Raw genomic sequence first — 16,904 nt, forward strand, 5'->3', positions numbered from 1 at the left:
GTTACTTTGTTTACGCATAAAGTCATGGGGGTATTAAGTTATTTCTTTCATTTACAAATTTAATAATTCTCTTGGCTTTATGCTATTTTGCTAGCACATTACAAACATAGGAACTAAAAAAATGAAGAAATGTGGCAAATGTTCGGGAAATGACGGGAGATATACAGCTTTTTCTTTTATCTTTGCCCTTATTATCAAAAAGAATTATGGTTATGCATCCATTAGAGTTATTCAAATATTGTCCGAAATGCGGGTCGCCTCGTTTCGAGATTCGCAATGCAAAGGCAAAGAAGTGTGCCGATTGCGGCTTTGTGTATTATTTTAATCCCAGTGCGGCGACGGTTGCCTTTATCTTGAACCGTCGGAATGAATTGTTGGTGTGCCGGCGTGGGAAGGAGCCTGCCAAAGGGACATTGGACCTTTCGGGCGGTTTCCTTGACATGTACGAAACCGGTGAGGAGGGAGTGGCACGCGAAGTGCTCGAAGAAACCGGTTTGAAAGTGACTGAAGCGATTTATCAGTTCTCGTTGCCCAACACGTATCTGTATTCGGGTTTCTTGGTACATACACTCGACCAGTTTTTCTTGTGTCGGGTAGAAGACGATAGCCGTCTGGAAGCAAAGGACGATGTGGCGGATTCGTTTTGGATGCCTCTTGAAAAAGTCAACCCGGGCGATTTCGGACTCGACTCGGTACGGGAGGGAGTAGCTCGTTTTTTAGCCTCACATAAATCGGAAGGATATGAAGAATAGGAAAAAGAAGGTGTGGATGGCAGGAGCCTTGTGTGTGTTGCCGTGGATGGCATTTGCCCAGCAGACCGAACCGCTCACCGGGCCGTCACGCTTGTACGACGAAGCGAAGGAGTTGTTCCTTCGGCACGATTATGCCGCCGCGCGGCAGGCACTGACACATTATTTGCGGCAAGAGCCTCAGACAACTTTTGACGAAGAGGTGGCTTATATGCTGGCTTGTACTTCGTATGAACTTGGCAAACCCGACCGTATCAGCCAGTTGGAGACATACATTGCCCGTTATCCGGATTCACGCTATTTGAATCGTGTGTATGCTTTATTAGGCTCTGCCTGTTTCTTCGACGGGAATTACCGGAAAGCCATTGCTTGTTTCAAGAAGTGCGATATCCACTTGCTTGCCGATTCCGAACGTGATGAATCTTTGATGCGTTTGGGAACGGCTTGCCTGAAAGAGGGGGACTTGAAAGAAGCGGCACTCTGGTTTGCCGTATTGAAAGACGTGAGCAGCGAATATCGCACGGATGCGGTTTACCAACTTGCTTATATCGACTATGCACGGGGGCAATACGATACGGCACTGGAGGGCTTTCGTATTGCCGGAACCAGTGAGAAATATGCTCCTTATACTCCTTATTATATAGCCGACATTTATTTGCAACGGAATGATTATGGAAGGGCTGGGAAAATGGCAGATATGTACCTGGAGGCTTATCCCCGTCACGAATATGCCCGGTTGATGCAACGTGTCAAAGGGGAGGCTTGTTATGGGATGGGACGTTATGCCGAGGCTGTAAAGCCTTTGGAAATATATAGTCAGAGCCAGGAAGGGGAGTACGACAGGAAAGCCTGGTATGAACTGGGTATGAGTTATTACCAGACGGGGGTGTATTCGAAAGCGGTAGAAGCCCTTGGGAAAACAGTCGGCACTGCAGATGCACTGGCACAAAACGCCTATTTACACAGTGGGCTATCGTTTCTTCAATTGAAAGACCGGACGCGTGCCCGTATGGCTTTCGAACAAGCTTCGGCAATGACGTTCAATCGTAATGTGCAGGAACAGGCTTTGTATAATTACGCGCTTTGCATCCACGAGACTTCTTATTCGCCTTTTGCCGAGTCGGTGACGGTGTTCGAGCGGTTCTTGAACGAGTTTCCCAATTCTGTTTATACGGACAAGGTGAACGATTATCTGATAGAAGTGTATATGAACACTCGCAGCTATCAGGCAGCTTTGCAATCCATTGCCAAAATCAGTCATCCGGGTGCCCGCATTCTCGAAGCCAAGCAGAAACTGCTGTTCCGTGTCGGGACACAGGCGTTTGCCCAGGCTGCTTTCGAAAATGCCATCGAATATTTTAGCCGTTCCATTGAGTTGGGACGTTATAACCAGCAGACGCTGGCAGATGCCTATTATTGGCGGGGCGAATCGAAATACCGGATGGAGAATTACGGGCAGGCTGCTGCCGATTACCGGCTTTATCTGGAATACACTCCTGACCGTATGGGTGATGAGTACGCGCTTGCTTTATACAATCTGGGCTATGTCGCTTTCAAACAGAAACAATACGAGCAGGCACTCGGATGGTTTACCCGCTGCTCGCAAGTGCAGGCAAAGGACCGCAAGGTAGCGGCTGACGTGTATAACCGGATGGGAGATTGTAATTTCCATTCCCGGCGTTTCGAAGAGGCGGAAGCTCTTTATGCGCAAGCCTTGGCGACTGACCCCAGCCTGGGTGATTATTCGCTTTTCCAGGAGGCTTTCGTGAAAGGTCTGCAACGGGACTATAGCGGGAAAGTACAAACCCTGAACCGCTTGCTGACCGACTATCCGGCTTCGACGTACATCGATGATGCCTTGTACGAGCAGGGACGGGCTTTCGTGCAGCAAGAGAGTAACGCTGCCGCCATCGAACGTTATCAGGTGTTGCTTCAACGTTTTCCCGACAGTCCTCTTTCGCGCAAAGCTGCCAACGAAATCGGATTGCTCTATTATCAGGAAGACAAGTATCCCGAAGCCATCGCCGCCTACAAGAAAGTGATAGCTGACTATCCGGGAAGCGAGGAGGCACGTTTGGCGCAACGTGACTTGAAATCGATTTATATTGATCTGAATAAGGTGGACGATTACTTGAACTTTGTGGCTACCCTTCCGGGAGGGGGGAACTTCGATGTGAACGAGCGTGATTCGCTCACCTACACTGCTGCCGAACGAGTCTATATGCGTGGCGAGACGGCTGAGGCGAAAGTCAGTTTCACCCGCTATCTCCAGTCGTTTCCACAAGGAGCATTCAGTGTCAATGCAGTGTATTATCTGGGCGTGATAGCTTATGGCGAGAAGAATTATGCCGAAGCGTCCACGTATTTGGATAAGGTACTTGATTACCCCGATAATCCATTCTCGGGTGAGGCTATGAAACTTTCTGCCGGCATTGCTTTCCAAAACAAGGATTACGGAAAGGCGCTTGGCTTGTACAAGCGGATGGCAGACCGTGTCGTTTCGCAAGAAGAACGGATGGAAGCTTTGCAACACGCGTTGGAATGTGCCCGTTTGAGTGGAGACGCAGAGGAGACTATCGGGATGGCGTCGGTGTTGCTTGCACAGAGCAAGCTGACTCCCGAATTGGCTAACGAAGCTCGCTATGCGCGTGCAAAGGCACGGTTGGGTAAAGGCGAATCCCGTGAGGCTGTGGATGACCTTGCAGAACTGGCTAAAGATACGCGTAACGTTTATGGAGCCGAAGCCAAGTATCTGCTTGCGCAGTTGTATTTTGATGCCGGTGAAACCGAAAAGGCAGAAAAAGAAGTGCTCGGATATATAGAGGTGAGTACGCCTCATACGTATTGGCTGGCCCGAAGCTTTGTGCTCTTATCAGACATTTATGTGAAGATGGGGCGTAATCTGGATGCAAAGCAGTATCTTTTATCTTTGAAACAGAACTATCAGGAGCAAGATGATATCCAGGAGATGATAGAAACCCGTTTGGCACAACTGAATAAAAAATGAGAAGTTAAGGTGATGAAATCAATGATAGCAACAATCGGGCTGAGCTGTCTGTGTATGGCGGCCAATGCCCAACAACACGCTGCTGATTCGGCACTGAATCGCACGGTAGTGGTAGAAAACCAATACAATCCCGAAGTGATGGATGCATTTAAGGTTAATGTCTTGCCCAAAGTGGAAGAGCCGGCTCTTCCCAAACAGCACATCGATTATGCCACTGCGCTCCATCCTTTCTCCAACTGGAATTTTACCCCTTTGCAGGCGATGACCAGTGAAGAGAAGCAGCGTGAAGTACCACGCGGATACTTGCGTGCAAGCTATGGCTCACGCAATAATGTTGATGCACGTTTTTCGTATTTGTGGGATATTTCCCGCCGTGATTTCCTGCATGTGGATGCATCGCTTTATGGAATGAACGGTGATGTGCCTTCTGTTATAACCGAAGCAGACGACTGGAAATCACGTTTCTATCGCACGGATGCTTCGTTGGGGTACCGTCACGATTTCCGTAAGGTTTCTTTGGCATTGGGCGGTTCTTTTGCTTCGCAAGTGTTCAACTATATGCCTGTTTGGGGAATAGAGGATGTTGATTATTCGCTTTCCTCTCATCAACGCTATACGTTGGGTGAGGGGTATCTGCGTGTGGCATCAGTTGAAGGAAAACTTCCAGTGGAATTTTCGTTTCAGACAGGACTACGCAGTTTTAGTCGGGCGTACGACTCGCCATGGATGGGAAGCGGCTCGGAAAACATTTTCCATACCGAAGGTCTCGTGTCGGGCAATATCGATGAAAGGCAGCGTGTCGGCATCGGTTTTGCAATGGATAACCTGATTCACGATGTGGACCAGACCGATTATACCTTGCTTTGCATCAATCCGCATTATACGTTCGGGAGCAAACACATACAGCTTCGTGCAGGGATGCATGTAGATATGCAGTTCGGTCATGACGGCCGGCTGATGCTATCGCCCGATGTGAAATTCGACTTTCTCTTCGCCCGTTCTTATCGCTTCTACCTGCAAGCCACAGGGGGTACACGTCTGAATGATTTCCGCGGCTTGAACAAACAGTCACCCTACTGGATACAGGCTGAGCAGATGCAGACTTCTTACACGCCAGTTGATGTGCAGGCAGGTGTGCAAGGAGCACCCATGCCGGGGTTGGGATTCCGCCTCTTCGGAGGTTATCGTGTGGTGAAGGACGAGATATTCAGGGTGCCGGGTATGTTGGAGGAACCTTATCCCTATGTCTATACGTTTTTGGCACAAGATAAGGCGAAGGTAGGCTATGGTGGTGCATGGCTGGCGTACCAGTATAAGGATTGGCTGGACATTTCGGCACAGGGCACGTATTATGGATGGGACGTGAAGGAAGACAGAGAGGTATTGCTTTATCTCAAGCCGAAATTTGCCTTTGATGCTTCTGTACGTGCAAAATTGTACAAAGACTTGTGGATCAAGGCACATTACCGTTTCGAGCAACGTGCCGACATGAAGGAGATGGAAACAGCCGATGATGTGAACAGTTTGTCATTGGGGGCAGGTTATGCATTCTTCGGCAGGCTGAATGTGTTCGTTTCTCTCAATAATCTGTTGAACCGTACTTATCTTGCTGAAACGGGTTATCCCGTACAGGGCTTTTATGCCACAGCAGGATTGAGCGTGCGCTTCTGATTGGGTTGCGTTATCAATCCAGACAGCTTCCTTTTATGGTTTCCATCTCAAAACCGTACGTTCTTGATATGGAAACCGTATGTTTTCGATATGGAAACCGTACGGCTTCCATATGGAGAACGTAAAAGGAAGACAGCTTGAAACAGAAACTGAACCTTTCAATCATACATTGATTCGTATCTGCCAAACAAAATTATCGGAGAAATTAAGACACTGTTTTGAATTTATCGTGCGATGATTTGGAATGAGTAAAGACGCAAAATCTTGCGTCTTTACTATGAGGAAGATAGCCGGGCTATCTGACGAAGAAGAGAAGCGGAAAGGATCCAAAAATCGCTCAAAGCATACACGCAAACGAATACGTCAAGACGAGAAAAACTTTTTTGAGAAATTCAAAACAGTTTCTTAGAGTTCCGTTACAGGTTTGCATCGGTCTTTGTGAGGTTTCAGATACATGTTTCTGCTTGCTGAACACTAAAAATGAAGAATTTTTTCAAGAAACCCACCTTATTATATCGTTTTACTTCAGGTTTTTTCATACATTTGTCCCGAAAACTTTAATAGGAATACGGAATGATGCAAAATAATCTGGTTATAGTGGAGTCTCCGGCAAAAGCTAAGACGATTGAGAAATTCCTGGGAAACGGCTATAAAGTGCTTTCCAGTTACGGCCATATCCGTGACTTGAAGGAAAAGTCGTTCAGCGTTGATGTGAAAAATCATTTCGCCCCGATATACGAGGTGCCGGCAGACAAGGTGAAACTGGTCAATGACCTGAAGAAAGAAGCTAAAAAGGCGGACATGGTGTGGCTGGCTTCCGATGAAGACCGCGAAGGAGAAGCCATATCGTGGCATCTGTATGAAGTGCTGCAATTGCAGCCGGAGCACACGAAACGGATTGTATTCCATGAAATTACTAAAACTGCCATATTGAAGGCTATCGAACATCCACGCCACATCGATATCAATCTGGTAAATGCCCAGCAGGCACGCCGGGTGCTCGATCGTATTGTGGGGTTCGAGTTGTCGCCCATTTTATGGAAGAAAATTAAGCCATCGCTTTCTGCAGGTCGTGTGCAGTCGGTGGCTGTTCGTCTCATCGTGGAGCGCGAACGTGAAGTGCAGTCCTTTGTGAGTGAGGCGTCCTATAAGGTTACGGCAATTTTTACCAATGCCGGAGGGGCAGAAATCCGTGCAGAACTGGGGCGGCGGTTTAAGACCGAAGCCGAAGCACAGGTTTTTCTCCAGTCGTGTGGGCAGGCTGTGTTTGCTATCGAAGACATTACCACCCGTCCGATGAAGAAATCGCCGGCACCTCCGTTTACCACTTCTACTCTCCAGCAGGAAGCGGCACGTAAGCTGGGGTATACGGTAGCACAGACGATGATGCTTGCCCAGCGGTTGTACGAAAACGGGTTGATAACCTATATGCGTACCGACTCGGTCAACCTGTCGGACCTGGCGTTGAGCACCAGTCAAGAAGCCATCGTATCCCGGATGGGTGAGAAGTACGTGCATATCCGCCATTTTACGACTAAGACTAAAGGTGCACAAGAAGCACATGAAGCCATCCGCCCCACCTATATGTCGAATGAGACTATAGAAGGTACGGCTCAGGAACGCCGCTTGTATGAATTGATATGGAAACGTACGTTAGCTTCGCAGATGGCGGATGCCGAGTTGGAAAAAACTACTGCCACTATCTCTATCAGCGGGCACGAAGATAAATTCATAGCAGTGGGTGAAGTGTTGACATTCGACGGATTCTTACGGGTATATAAAGAGTCGTACGATGATGAGGTGGAGCCGGAAGGTGAGATGCGTCTGCCTTCTACTCTTGAAGTGGGGCAGTCGCTTGAATACAAGGAAATTACCGCTACCGAACGTTTCACGCAGGCTCCTTTCCGTTACACTGAGGCTAGTTTGGTGCGTAAACTTGAAGAACTGGGCATTGGCCGTCCTTCCACATATGCACCTACCATATCCACCATTCAGCAGCGTGGGTATGTAGAGAAAGGCAATCGTGAGGGTACAGAGCGTCAGTATAAGATTCTTTCGTTGCAAGGTGGAAAAATGTCAGAAAGCACTAAGGTGGAATTGACCGGAAGCGAGAAGGCGAAACTTTTGCCTACGGATGTCGGCATCGTAGTGAATGATTTCTTGAAAGAATACTTTCCTCAGATCATGGACTACAATTTCACGGCAAATGTCGAAAAACAGTTCGATGAGATAGCCGAGGGAGAAAAAAAATGGACAGATGTGATGGAACTTTTTTACGAAGATTTCCATCCGCTGGTAGAGAAGACAATGTCGAGCAAGTCAGAACACAAGGTAGGCGAACGCATCTTGGGAACTGATCCCACAAGTGGCAAACAGGTTTCGGTAAAAATCGGACGTTACGGTCCTGTGGTGCAGATAGGTTCTGCCGATGATACAGAAAAGCCGCGTTTTGCTCAGTTGCAGAAAGAATATTCGCTGGAGACTATCACGTTGGAGGAAGCGCTTGGCTTGTTCCGCCTTCCGCGTGTGCTGGGTGAATCGGATGGTAAGGAAGTCTCGGTCGGTGTAGGACGTTTCGGTCCTTATGTACGTTACGACAAATTGTTCGTATCCATTCCGAAAACGATGGATCCGCTTACTATTACGCTTGCAGAAGCCGAAGAGCTGATACACGAAAAACAGAATGCTGCCGCCAAGCGTGTTATCAAGACGTTCGAGGAGAATCCAGACTTGCAGATTATGAACGGGAAATACGGTCCTTACATTTCTTATGAGAAGAAAAACTACAAGATTCCCGAGAATATTGAGGCGGCAGACCTGACGCTTAATGCTTGTTTCAAGGTAATAGAACTGCAGAAGGAGAAGGCCGAAACCCGTAAAATTCGTAGTACCTCTAGACGGAAGGAATGAAACGGATTTATCTGATAGGTTATATGGGCTCAGGCAAAACAACGTTGGGAAAAGCCTTTGCCTGTGCTGCCGGTATGCAGTTTATTGATCTTGACTGGTACATCGAAGAGCGGATGCACCGTACGATACGCGAACTGTTTGCCGAGCGGGGAGAAAGTGGTTTTCGCGAAGTGGAGCGCAATATGCTATACGAGGTAGGTGAATTTGAGAATGTGGTGATAGCTGCCGGAGGAGGAACTCCGTGTTTTTTCGATAATATTGCGTACATGAATCGCACGGGCGATACTGTGTTTCTGAATGCTTCACCCGAAGCTTTGTTTCGTCGGCTGAAAGTAGCAAAAGCCAAACGTCCCTTATTGGCGGATAAGACCGACGAGGAACTGATGGGCTTCATCAAAGACGGACTGGCAGGGCGTATGGCGTTTTACAGTCAGGCAAAATATCATTTCGATTCTAGCCTGCTGGAAGACCGGAGGCAGATAGGCGAATCCGTAGAGCGGTTGAGGACAATGTTGGAAGAAAAGAGTTGACCAGGTTTTTTAATAGTTCTGCTATTGGTTCTGGTACTTAGTCCCAGGTCAACTGCAAAATAATTATAAACGAAGATTTTTATGTTGTGAAATGAGAAAATGGCGTATTGAAGATTCAGAAGAACTCTACAACATTACGGGGTGGGGTGTTTCCTATTTTAGGATTAATGACAAAGGTCACGTAGAAGTGACTCCCAGAAAAGACGGTGTTGCAGTCGACTTGAAAGAATTGGTGGATGAATTGCAGCTCCGGGACGTCACAGCACCGATGCTGGTGCGTTTCCCTGATATTTTGGATAACCGTATCGAAAAAATTTCGAATTGTTTCCGACAGGCAGCGGAGGAATATGGCTACAATGCACAGAACTTCATCATTTATCCCATTAAGGTGAACCAGATGCGTCCCGTGGTAGAAGAAATCATCAGCCACGGCAAGAAGTTCAATTTGGGACTGGAAGCAGGTTCGAAACCCGAACTGCATGCCGTGATAGCCATCAATACTGACTCCGATTCGCTGATTATTTGTAACGGATACAAAGACGAGAGTTACATCGAACTGGCTTTGCTGGCACAGAAGATGGGAAAGCGCATTTTCCTGGTAGTGGAGAAGCTGAACGAGCTTCGCCTCATAGCCAAAATGGCAAAGCAACTCAATGTACGTCCCAATATCGGTATACGTATCAAGCTGGCTTCTTCTGGAAGTGGAAAATGGGAAGAAAGTGGGGGAGATGCCAGCAAGTTCGGGCTGACTTCCAGTGAACTGCTTGAGGCACTCGATTTTATCGAAGAAAAGAAAATGCAAGATTGCCTGAAGCTGATTCATTTCCATATCGGAAGTCAAGTGACTAAGATACGTCGTATCAAGACTGCATTGCGTGAGGCTTCGCAGTTTTATGTACAGCTCTACCGGATGGGATTCCCCGTAGAGTTTGTCGACATTGGAGGCGGTTTGGGTGTGGACTACGATGGTACACGCTCGTCGAATAGTGAAAGCAGTGTGAATTATTCCATTCAGGAGTATGTGAATGATTCCATATCTATTATGGTGGATGCGAGTAACAAGAATGGTATTCCGCATCCTAACATCATTACTGAAAGCGGACGCTCGCTCACGGCACATCATTCGGTGTTGATATTCGAGGTGCTTGAAACGGCTTCGCTTCCTTCGATGGACGAAGAATTTGAGGTAAGCCCAGACGATCACGAACTGGTGCACGAACTGTATGACATTTGGGATAACCTGAACCAAAGCCGGATGTTGGAAGCGTGGCATGATGCACAACAAATCCGTGAAGAGAGCCTCGACTTGTTCAGCCATGGAATTGTAGATTTGAAGACACGTGCTCAGATTGAGCGGATGTATTGGTCGGTGACCCGTGAAATCAATCAGATTGCTTCGGGGCTGAAGCATGCACCCGATGAGTTTCGTAACCTCGATAAGTTACTTGCCGACAAGTATTTCTGTAACTTCTCATTGTTTCAGTCACTTCCTGATTCATGGGCTATCGATCAGATATTTCCCATTATGCCGATTCAGCGCCTTGACGAACGTCCCGATCGTACGGCAACCTTGCAGGATATTACATGCGATTCCGATGGGAAGATTGCTAATTTCGTAACATCACGCAATGTGTCTCATGACTTGCCGGTGCATACCATCAAGGCTAAAGAGTCATATTATATCGGTGTGTTCCTGGTGGGGGCTTATCAGGAAATTCTAGGAGATATGCATAACCTCTTCGGCGATACGAACGCCGTTCATGTCAGTGTGAGCGAAAAAGGCTATACCATTGATCAGCTCATTGATGGCGAGACCGTGGCGGAAGTGCTCGACTATGTGCAATACAATCCGAAGAAGCTGGTACGTACCCTTGAAACATGGGTTACGAAATCGGTAAAAGAAGGAAAGATTTCGCTGGAAGAAGGCAAAGAATTTCTGGCAAATTACCGTTCGGGACTGTATGGCTATACATATTTGGAATAAAATAGATAACAAGACGGCAGATTGACAAGGTCCTGGTTGTTTTCGGGAAATCCTTGTCGTCTCAACTGATACTTCGTCAAATAGAAAATATATGCAAGAAAAACTGACAATTATAAAGGTAGGTGGGAAAATCGTGGAGGAAGCCGATACACTCAATCAGCTGTTAGACGATTTTTCCGTACTGACCGGTTATAAGCTGCTGGTGCATGGAGGCGGACGTTCTGCTACGCATATGGCTTCCCGGTTGGGCATTGAAAGCACTATGGTAAACGGGCGTCGCGTAACGGATGCCGAAACTCTCAAGGTAGTCACAATGGTTTATGGAGGTCTGGTCAATAAGAACATAGTGGCAGGTCTTCAGGCAAAAGGTGTTAATGCTATTGGTTTGACCGGTGCTGATATGGATGTCATCCGTTCGGTGAAGCGTCCGGTAAAGGACATCGACTACGGGTTTGTAGGTGATGTTGAGCGGGTGGATGCCGAAGCATTGGCAACACTCATCCGCCGGGGAGTGATACCGGTGATGGCTCCACTTACTCACGATGGGAAAGGGCATATCCTCAACACAAATGCTGATACGATAGCCGGTGAGACGGCAAAAGCCTTGGCTCAGATATTTGATGTGACGTTGGTCTACTGTTTTGAGAAAAAAGGTGTGCTGAGTGATGAGAATGATGATGATAGTGTCATACCTGTGCTTACCCCTAATTTATTCCGGGAATATGTGGGTAAAGGCATTATCAAGGAAGGAATGATTCCTAAGTTGGAAAATGCATTTTCTGCCCTTGAAGCTGGTGTAGGACAAGTGATAATTACCTCGGCATCAGCCATCGGAAAGGATATCGGTACAGTGATAAAAAAATAATTTCAAAAAAAACGGCGGGTGAGTGTAACTTTTCAGTCACTCACCCGTCATTATTATAGAAAGCAATGCATACAATCAGTTTTCGAGAAGATATCCTGCCGCTGAAAGACAAGCTTTTCAGATTGGCACTGCGCATCACTTTCGATCGCGCGGAGGCGGAAGATATTGTTCAGGATACACTGATTAGGGTATGGAACAAGCGTGAAGAATGGCAGCAGATGGACTCGATAGAGGCGTATTGCCTTACTATAGCCCGTAATCTTGCCATTGACCGAAGCCAGAAAATGGAATCGCAAAACCTGGAATTGACTCCGGAAACGCAGGAAATGCCCGATGCAAAGATGCCCGACCAGTTGATGGAACAAAATGAACAGTTGTCCATTATACATCGGCTGATAAACGAATTGCCAGAAAAACAGCGTTCTATCCTTCAGCTCCGCGATATAGAAGGCAAAAACTATAAGGAGATAGCGGTTATATTGGGACTGACGGAAGAACAGGTGAAGGTCAATCTGTTTAGGGCAAGGCAACGGATAAGATTAAAGTATAACGAGATAAACGACTATGGACTATAAGTACATCGAACAGTTATTGGAGAAATATTGGAATTGTGAGGCTTCGCTCGAAGAGGAACAAATCCTGCGTTGCTTCTTCCGTCAAGAAGAAGTGCCGGCACACTTGTCGCGCTACCGGTCCTTGTTCGCTTATCAGGATGCCGGGAAGATGCTTAAGCTGAGTGACGATTTTGATGAACGCCTGTTGGCGGAAATCGAACGTCCGGTAGTGAAAGCAAAGCGGCTCACGTTGCAGATGAGGCTGATGCCCTTATTCAAGGCTGCGGTTATCATGGGTTTCCTTTTCACGATAGGAGGGGTGGTAAAACATTCTATGAATACCGGAAAATCGGAAGTGGTTTATGTTTACGACCAGTTTGAACGGGAGCGGCAAGACCCTCAGGTGGCGTATAAGCCCGACTCGGTGAATGCGTCAGTCAAGGACACTCCCCAAAAGAATGTGAACAAACAATGAGGTATGACATTTTCATTTGCTTTTAAATATATATTAGTTAGTGCTTATTAGAAAAATCATTGATGAGGCTGTGAAGTTTCAATTCTCTCAAATTAAATTACTAACTCAATAACGGAAAGGATTACCGCGTGAGCGGTAATCCTTTTTTTAAGAAACTGTTTTTGTAGTATGGTGAAAAATCCGTTGTTGCTTGTTAACGGTTTTTATACATTTCATCATAATACATCTGATAATCCCCGCTTGTTACGTTGTCCATCCACGCCTGATTATCCAGATACCAGCGGACGGTCTTTTCGATGCCTTCCTCAAACTGCAGGCTCGGTTCCCAGCCCAGTTCACGTTGGAGTTTTCTTGAATCGATGGCGTAGCGCATGTCATGACCCTTGCGGTCGGTCACGTAGGTGATGAGGTCCATGTCTTCACCTTCCTTACGTCCCAACAGCCGGTCTACGGTTTTTATCACCACCTTAATGATATCAATGTTCTTCCATTCGTTGAAGCCGCCGATGTTGTATGTATCGGCTATTTTGCCTTTATGGAAAATCAGGTCGATGGCTCTTGCGTGGTCCTCTACATACAGCCAGTCGCGCACATTCTCACCCTTGCCATATACGGGTAACGGTTTGCGGTGGCGGATGTTATTGATAAATAAAGGTATGAGTTTTTCAGGGAACTGGTACGGACCGTAATTGTTCGAACAGTTGGTCACGATGGTCGGCATTCCGTAAGTGTCGTGGAAAGCACGGACAAAATGGTCTGAACTTGCCTTCGATGCCGAGTAAGGAGAGTGCGGGTTATACTTGGTCTCTTCGGTGAAGAACTCTGTTCCGTAGGCGTGGTGGTGCTCCGAGCTTGCCTTCGTCGTGAACGGAGATTCAATGCCTTCTGGATTGGTCAGCTCCAGTGCGCCGTAAACTTCGTCCGTAGAGATGTGGTAGAAACGTTTGCCTTCATATCCTTCGGGCAGGCTTTCCCAGTATTCTTTGGCGGCTTGAAGCAATGTCAATGTGCCTATAACGTTTGTACGGGCGAAGGTGAACGGGTCTTTAATGCTCCGGTCAACGTGGCTTTCTGCCGCAAGATGTATGATTCCATCAATGTTGTACTTCTCCATCAACTCCTTCACTGTTTCATAATCGCAGATGTCCGCCTTTACGAATACATAGTTTTCCTTGTCCTCCACATCCTTCAGGTTGGCAAGATTGCCGGCATACGTCAGCTTGTCGAGGTTGATGATGCGGTATTCAGGGTATTTGTTAACGAACAGGCGTACTACATGGCTTCCGATAAAGCCTGCACCACCTGTTATGATGATATTTCTCTTGAATTCCATATCTTTATGTTTGTTTGGTTATTACTGTTGTATTGCTCCCATGTTCTTCATGCATATTTTCAGGGAGTCTGTCCAGTAAGGTATCTTCACTCCGAAAGTTTCTTTTATTTTTGTCTTGTCAAGTACCGAGTAAGCGGGACGCTTCACGGGGCTGGGGAATTCATCGCTATGGCAAGGCTCAATGTCGCAGGCAGTGTTTCCTGCCAGTTCGGCAATTTGTTTTGTGAAGTCGAACCATGAGCATACTCCCTCGTTGCTGAAATGGTATATGCCACATTTGGAATAACCTTCCTTCGGATTTTCCTTTTCATAGTCGGCAAGCACAGCTTTGATTGCTACGGCAAGGTCGTATGCGTAGGTAGGTGTTCCAGCCTGGTCGAATACCACGTTCAGTTTCGGCTTGGTAGCTGTAAGGTTGAGCATTGTCTTGACAAAATTGCGGCCGAATTCCGAATAAAGCCAGGCTGTCCGGATGATGACGTAATCGCAGCCCATGGCTTCGATATTCTTCTCGCCTTCAAGTTTTGTTTTGCCGTAAACACCTGTAGGTGTTCCTTTTTGTTCTTCTCTGCATGGTGTGTTGTAAGGGTCTCCGCCGAAAACATAATCCGTTGAAATTTGCACGAGCATTCCTCCCGCTTCCTTCATTGCTTCGGCTAGGATTCTCGGAGCTTCGGCATTCAGTTTCCTGCAAAGAGTTTCGTCACTCTCCGCTTTGTCAACGTTAGTATAAGCGGCACAATTAACGATGCACTGTATGTTTTTTTCCTTTACCATACGTTTTACGGCATCTGTATCGGTTATGTCAAGTATTGTTGTTTCCACATCTTCAACTTCTACAACGTCGGTAAACGTGTAGCAGTCGTCTGTATCTTTGCTTATTATGCGCATCTCGTTGCCAAGCTGGCCGTTTGCGCCGGTTACAAGTATATTCATTGTTTCTTTTGTTAATAGACAAAGTATCAGCTGACCGGTTGGCAAAGTTTACTTCTGTTTTTCGTCAGGTAGCCTGCTGTAAAACATCTCAAATCAGCACACGATAAATTCGAAGCAGTTTCTAATAACGTATATCCAAACACCTTGTCAACTTGTCAACTGGTTATCTAAAAGTTAAATGGTGAATCAAAGTCTTTCAATAACGGATGTTTCGTATCCTTCTCGCTGAGTATGGCTTGTGCGGTCGGGATGCGCCAGTCTATTCCAAGGCTTCCGTCAAGAATACTTATGCCACCATCCGCTTCGGGATGGTAGAACTCATCACATTTATACTGAAATATTGCAGTTTCGCTCAATACCGCAAAACCATGTGCAAACCCTTTCGGGATGAAGAACTGCCTGTGGTTGTCCTCGGTCAGTTCAACGGCAACGTGCTTCCCGTACGTGGACGAGCCTTTGCGTATATCTACGGCAACGTCCAGTACTTTTCCTTTCACACATCTCACCAGTTTTGCCTGTGTGTATGGCGGACGCTGAAAGTGCAGCCCCCTCATTACGCCATACGAAGACATGCTTTCGTTGTCCTGTACAAATTCCACGTGTCCGACTTTTTCTTCAAACTCCCTTTTCGAAAAGCTCTCGAAGAAATATCCCCGTGCGTCTTTGAAGATGCGCGGCTCTATGATTACTACGCCTTCTATATCTGTCTTTATAACTTCCATGATTTTATATATTGTCAGTTGCTGATTTTCAGATGCCAGATATCAGGAATAAGGTTTCAAATGCTTTACTGTCTAAAACCTGGCCAATCAGTTTTTTGATTTACAGCTATTCCAGGTTCTCCCTTCCGGTTCTTGCTACCTCTTCAATTACTTTCAGCAGGTACTGTCCGTAAGGGTTCTTCAGCATCGGCTGTGCTTCTTCCCGCAGTTTGTCTGCCGTAATCCATCCTTTGCGGTAAGCGATGCCTTCCAGGCAGGCTACCTTTAATCCTTGGCGTTTTTCTATCACTTCAATGTATGTAGAAGCTTCAGCCAGAGAGTCGTGTGTACCCGTATCCAGCCAGGCAAAACCACGTCCCAACGTCTGTACCTTCAGTTCTCCGTCCGACAGGAAACGCTGGTTTACCGAAGTGATTTCCAGTTCGCCGCGTGCCGAAGGCTTGATGTTCTTGGCTATCTCTACCACCTTGTTCGGGTAGAAATACAGTCCAGTCACTGCATAATTCGATTTCGGATGTTCCGGTTTCTCTTCAATGCTCAGGCAGTTCCCGTTCCTGTCGAACTCCGCTACTCCGTAACGTTCCGGGTCGTTCACCCAGTAACCGAATACCGTAGCTTTCTTTTCTTCTTCCGCCGTGCGCACCGCCTCTTTCAGCAAGGCACTGAATCCGTTGCCATGGAAAATGTTGTCTCCCAGTACCAGGCAGGCACAGTCATTGCCGATAAACTGTTCACCAATAATGAACGCCTGCGCCAGTCCATCGGGTGAAGGCTGTTCGGCATATTCAAAGCGTACTCCGAAATTGCTGCCGTCACCCAGCAGACGTTTGAACGAAGGCAGGTCATACGGTGTCGAGATAATCAGAATCTCTCTAATACCCGCCAGCATCAGTGTTGATACCGGGTAATAGATCATCGGCTTGTCAAAGATGGGGAGCAACTGCTTGCTCACTCCCTTGGTGATAGGGTACAACCGTGTACCGCTACCGCCGGCTAGAACAATTCCTTTCATAAATCAGCATATATTAAAATGTTTAATATTTCGCATACTTAGAAGCTGTTTTGAATTTCTCCAAAAAGTTTTTCTTGGCTTGATGTATCCGTTTTCGTGTGTGCTTTGGGCGATTTTTTGGTCCTTTTCGCTCCTGTTCTTCGTCAGATAGCCCGC

14 protein-coding genes are annotated in these 16,904 nt (G+C 46.9%); 10 read left to right on the forward strand and 4 right to left on the reverse strand.

The genetic code is table 11. The annotated features are described in order from the left end of the window. Positions 1-212 precede the first annotated feature (212 nt). From B5F25_RS18985 to B5F25_RS19025, 10 genes are all read left to right on the forward strand, one after another. Positions 213-752, forward strand: a complete 540-nt coding sequence (locus B5F25_RS18985) for an NUDIX domain-containing protein (RefSeq protein WP_022040217.1) — start codon at positions 213-215, stop codon at positions 750-752. After that, entirely contained in the window at positions 742-3,756 is a 3,015-nt protein-coding gene (locus B5F25_RS18990; protein ID WP_087251485.1) for a tetratricopeptide repeat protein, read from the forward strand. Before B5F25_RS18985 ends, B5F25_RS18990 begins: the two co-directional genes overlap by 11 nt. Positions 3,757-3,777: 21 nt before the next feature. Beyond that, complete coding sequence (locus tag B5F25_RS18995; RefSeq protein ID WP_241148444.1) at positions 3,778-5,427, forward strand: TonB-dependent receptor; 1,650 nt, start codon at positions 3,778-3,780, stop codon at positions 5,425-5,427. A gap of 277 nt (positions 5,428-5,704) precedes the next feature. Next, entirely contained in the window at positions 5,705-5,836 is a 132-nt protein-coding gene (locus tag B5F25_RS22670; RefSeq protein WP_262483275.1) for a hypothetical protein, read from the forward strand. 167 nt (positions 5,837-6,003) lie between these two features. Further along, positions 6,004-8,337, forward strand: coding sequence for a type I DNA topoisomerase (topA, locus tag B5F25_RS19000; protein ID WP_087251490.1), 2,334 nt, complete (start codon positions 6,004-6,006; stop codon positions 8,335-8,337). Beyond that, positions 8,334-8,867: a shikimate kinase gene (locus B5F25_RS19005; protein ID WP_087212034.1), complete on the forward strand. Its 534-nt coding sequence runs from the start codon at positions 8,334-8,336 to the stop codon at positions 8,865-8,867. The genes topA and B5F25_RS19005 overlap by 4 nt, the downstream gene beginning before the upstream one ends. Before the next feature lie 91 nt (positions 8,868-8,958). Next, positions 8,959-10,851 (forward strand): biosynthetic arginine decarboxylase, encoded by a 1,893-nt coding sequence (speA, locus tag B5F25_RS19010; protein ID WP_087251487.1) that lies wholly within the window; start codon positions 8,959-8,961, stop codon positions 10,849-10,851. 91 nt (positions 10,852-10,942) lie between these two features. Next, on the forward strand, positions 10,943-11,716 hold the full coding sequence (gene argB, locus B5F25_RS19015; RefSeq protein WP_022038899.1) for an acetylglutamate kinase: 774 nt from the start codon (positions 10,943-10,945) through the stop codon (positions 11,714-11,716). 65 nt (positions 11,717-11,781) lie between these two features. After that, positions 11,782-12,291 (forward strand): RNA polymerase sigma factor, encoded by a 510-nt coding sequence (locus tag B5F25_RS19020; protein WP_022038898.1) that lies wholly within the window; start codon positions 11,782-11,784, stop codon positions 12,289-12,291. Next, a complete protein-coding gene (locus B5F25_RS19025; RefSeq protein WP_022038897.1) occupies positions 12,281-12,745 on the forward strand; it encodes a hypothetical protein in 465 nt (154 codons plus the stop codon). Before B5F25_RS19020 ends, B5F25_RS19025 begins: the two co-directional genes overlap by 11 nt. Before the next feature lie 193 nt (positions 12,746-12,938). Here B5F25_RS19025 and B5F25_RS19030 read toward each other — a convergent pair whose 3' ends face one another. The 4 genes from B5F25_RS19030 to rfbA form a co-directional block, all read right to left on the reverse strand. Further along, positions 12,939-14,078: a dTDP-glucose 4,6-dehydratase gene (locus B5F25_RS19030; protein WP_022038896.1), complete on the reverse strand. Its 1,140-nt coding sequence runs from the start codon at positions 14,076-14,078 to the stop codon at positions 12,939-12,941. A gap of 21 nt (positions 14,079-14,099) precedes the next feature. After that, positions 14,100-15,014 carry a dTDP-4-dehydrorhamnose reductase gene (gene rfbD / locus B5F25_RS19035; protein ID WP_087251488.1) on the reverse strand — a complete coding sequence of 305 codons (915 nt, stop codon included), beginning with the start codon at positions 15,012-15,014 and terminating at the stop codon, positions 14,100-14,102. A gap of 167 nt (positions 15,015-15,181) precedes the next feature. After that, positions 15,182-15,736, reverse strand: coding sequence for a dTDP-4-dehydrorhamnose 3,5-epimerase (rfbC, locus tag B5F25_RS19040; protein WP_087251489.1), 555 nt, complete (start codon positions 15,734-15,736; stop codon positions 15,182-15,184). A gap of 106 nt (positions 15,737-15,842) precedes the next feature. After that, positions 15,843-16,748 (reverse strand): glucose-1-phosphate thymidylyltransferase RfbA, encoded by a 906-nt coding sequence (gene rfbA, locus B5F25_RS19045; protein ID WP_022038893.1) that lies wholly within the window; start codon positions 16,746-16,748, stop codon positions 15,843-15,845. Positions 16,749-16,904 lie beyond the last annotated feature (156 nt).

Source organism: Bacteroides sp. An19, assembly GCF_002160215.1.
GTDB classification, from domain to species: domain Bacteria; phylum Bacteroidota; class Bacteroidia; order Bacteroidales; family Bacteroidaceae; genus Phocaeicola; species Phocaeicola intestinalis.

What these genes read in the sequence shown, in the direction of transcription:
- B5F25_RS18985 (WP_022040217.1), top strand. Translation starts at nt 213, where the DNA reads ATGCATCCATTAGAGTTATTCAAATATTGTCCGAAATGCGGGTCGCCT.
- B5F25_RS18990 (WP_087251485.1), top strand. Translation starts at nt 742, where the DNA reads ATGAAGAATAGGAAAAAGAAGGTGTGGATGGCAGGAGCCTTGTGTGTG.
- B5F25_RS18995 (WP_241148444.1), top strand. Translation starts at nt 3,778, where the DNA reads ATGATAGCAACAATCGGGCTGAGCTGTCTGTGTATGGCGGCCAATGCC.
- B5F25_RS22670 (WP_262483275.1), top strand. Translation starts at nt 5,705, where the DNA reads ATGAGGAAGATAGCCGGGCTATCTGACGAAGAAGAGAAGCGGAAAGGA.
- topA (WP_087251490.1), top strand. Translation starts at nt 6,004, where the DNA reads ATGCAAAATAATCTGGTTATAGTGGAGTCTCCGGCAAAAGCTAAGACG.
- B5F25_RS19005 (WP_087212034.1), top strand. Translation starts at nt 8,334, where the DNA reads ATGAAACGGATTTATCTGATAGGTTATATGGGCTCAGGCAAAACAACG.
- speA (WP_087251487.1), top strand. Translation starts at nt 8,959, where the DNA reads ATGAGAAAATGGCGTATTGAAGATTCAGAAGAACTCTACAACATTACG.
- argB (WP_022038899.1), top strand. Translation starts at nt 10,943, where the DNA reads ATGCAAGAAAAACTGACAATTATAAAGGTAGGTGGGAAAATCGTGGAG.
- B5F25_RS19020 (WP_022038898.1), top strand. Translation starts at nt 11,782, where the DNA reads ATGCATACAATCAGTTTTCGAGAAGATATCCTGCCGCTGAAAGACAAG.
- B5F25_RS19025 (WP_022038897.1), top strand. Translation starts at nt 12,281, where the DNA reads ATGGACTATAAGTACATCGAACAGTTATTGGAGAAATATTGGAATTGT.
- B5F25_RS19030 (WP_022038896.1), bottom strand. Translation starts at nt 14,078, where the DNA reads ATGGAATTCAAGAGAAATATCATCATAACAGGTGGTGCAGGCTTTATC.
- rfbD (WP_087251488.1), bottom strand. Translation starts at nt 15,014, where the DNA reads ATGAATATACTTGTAACCGGCGCAAACGGCCAGCTTGGCAACGAGATG.
- rfbC (WP_087251489.1), bottom strand. Translation starts at nt 15,736, where the DNA reads ATGGAAGTTATAAAGACAGATATAGAAGGCGTAGTAATCATAGAGCCG.
- rfbA (WP_022038893.1), bottom strand. Translation starts at nt 16,748, where the DNA reads ATGAAAGGAATTGTTCTAGCCGGCGGTAGCGGTACACGGTTGTACCCT.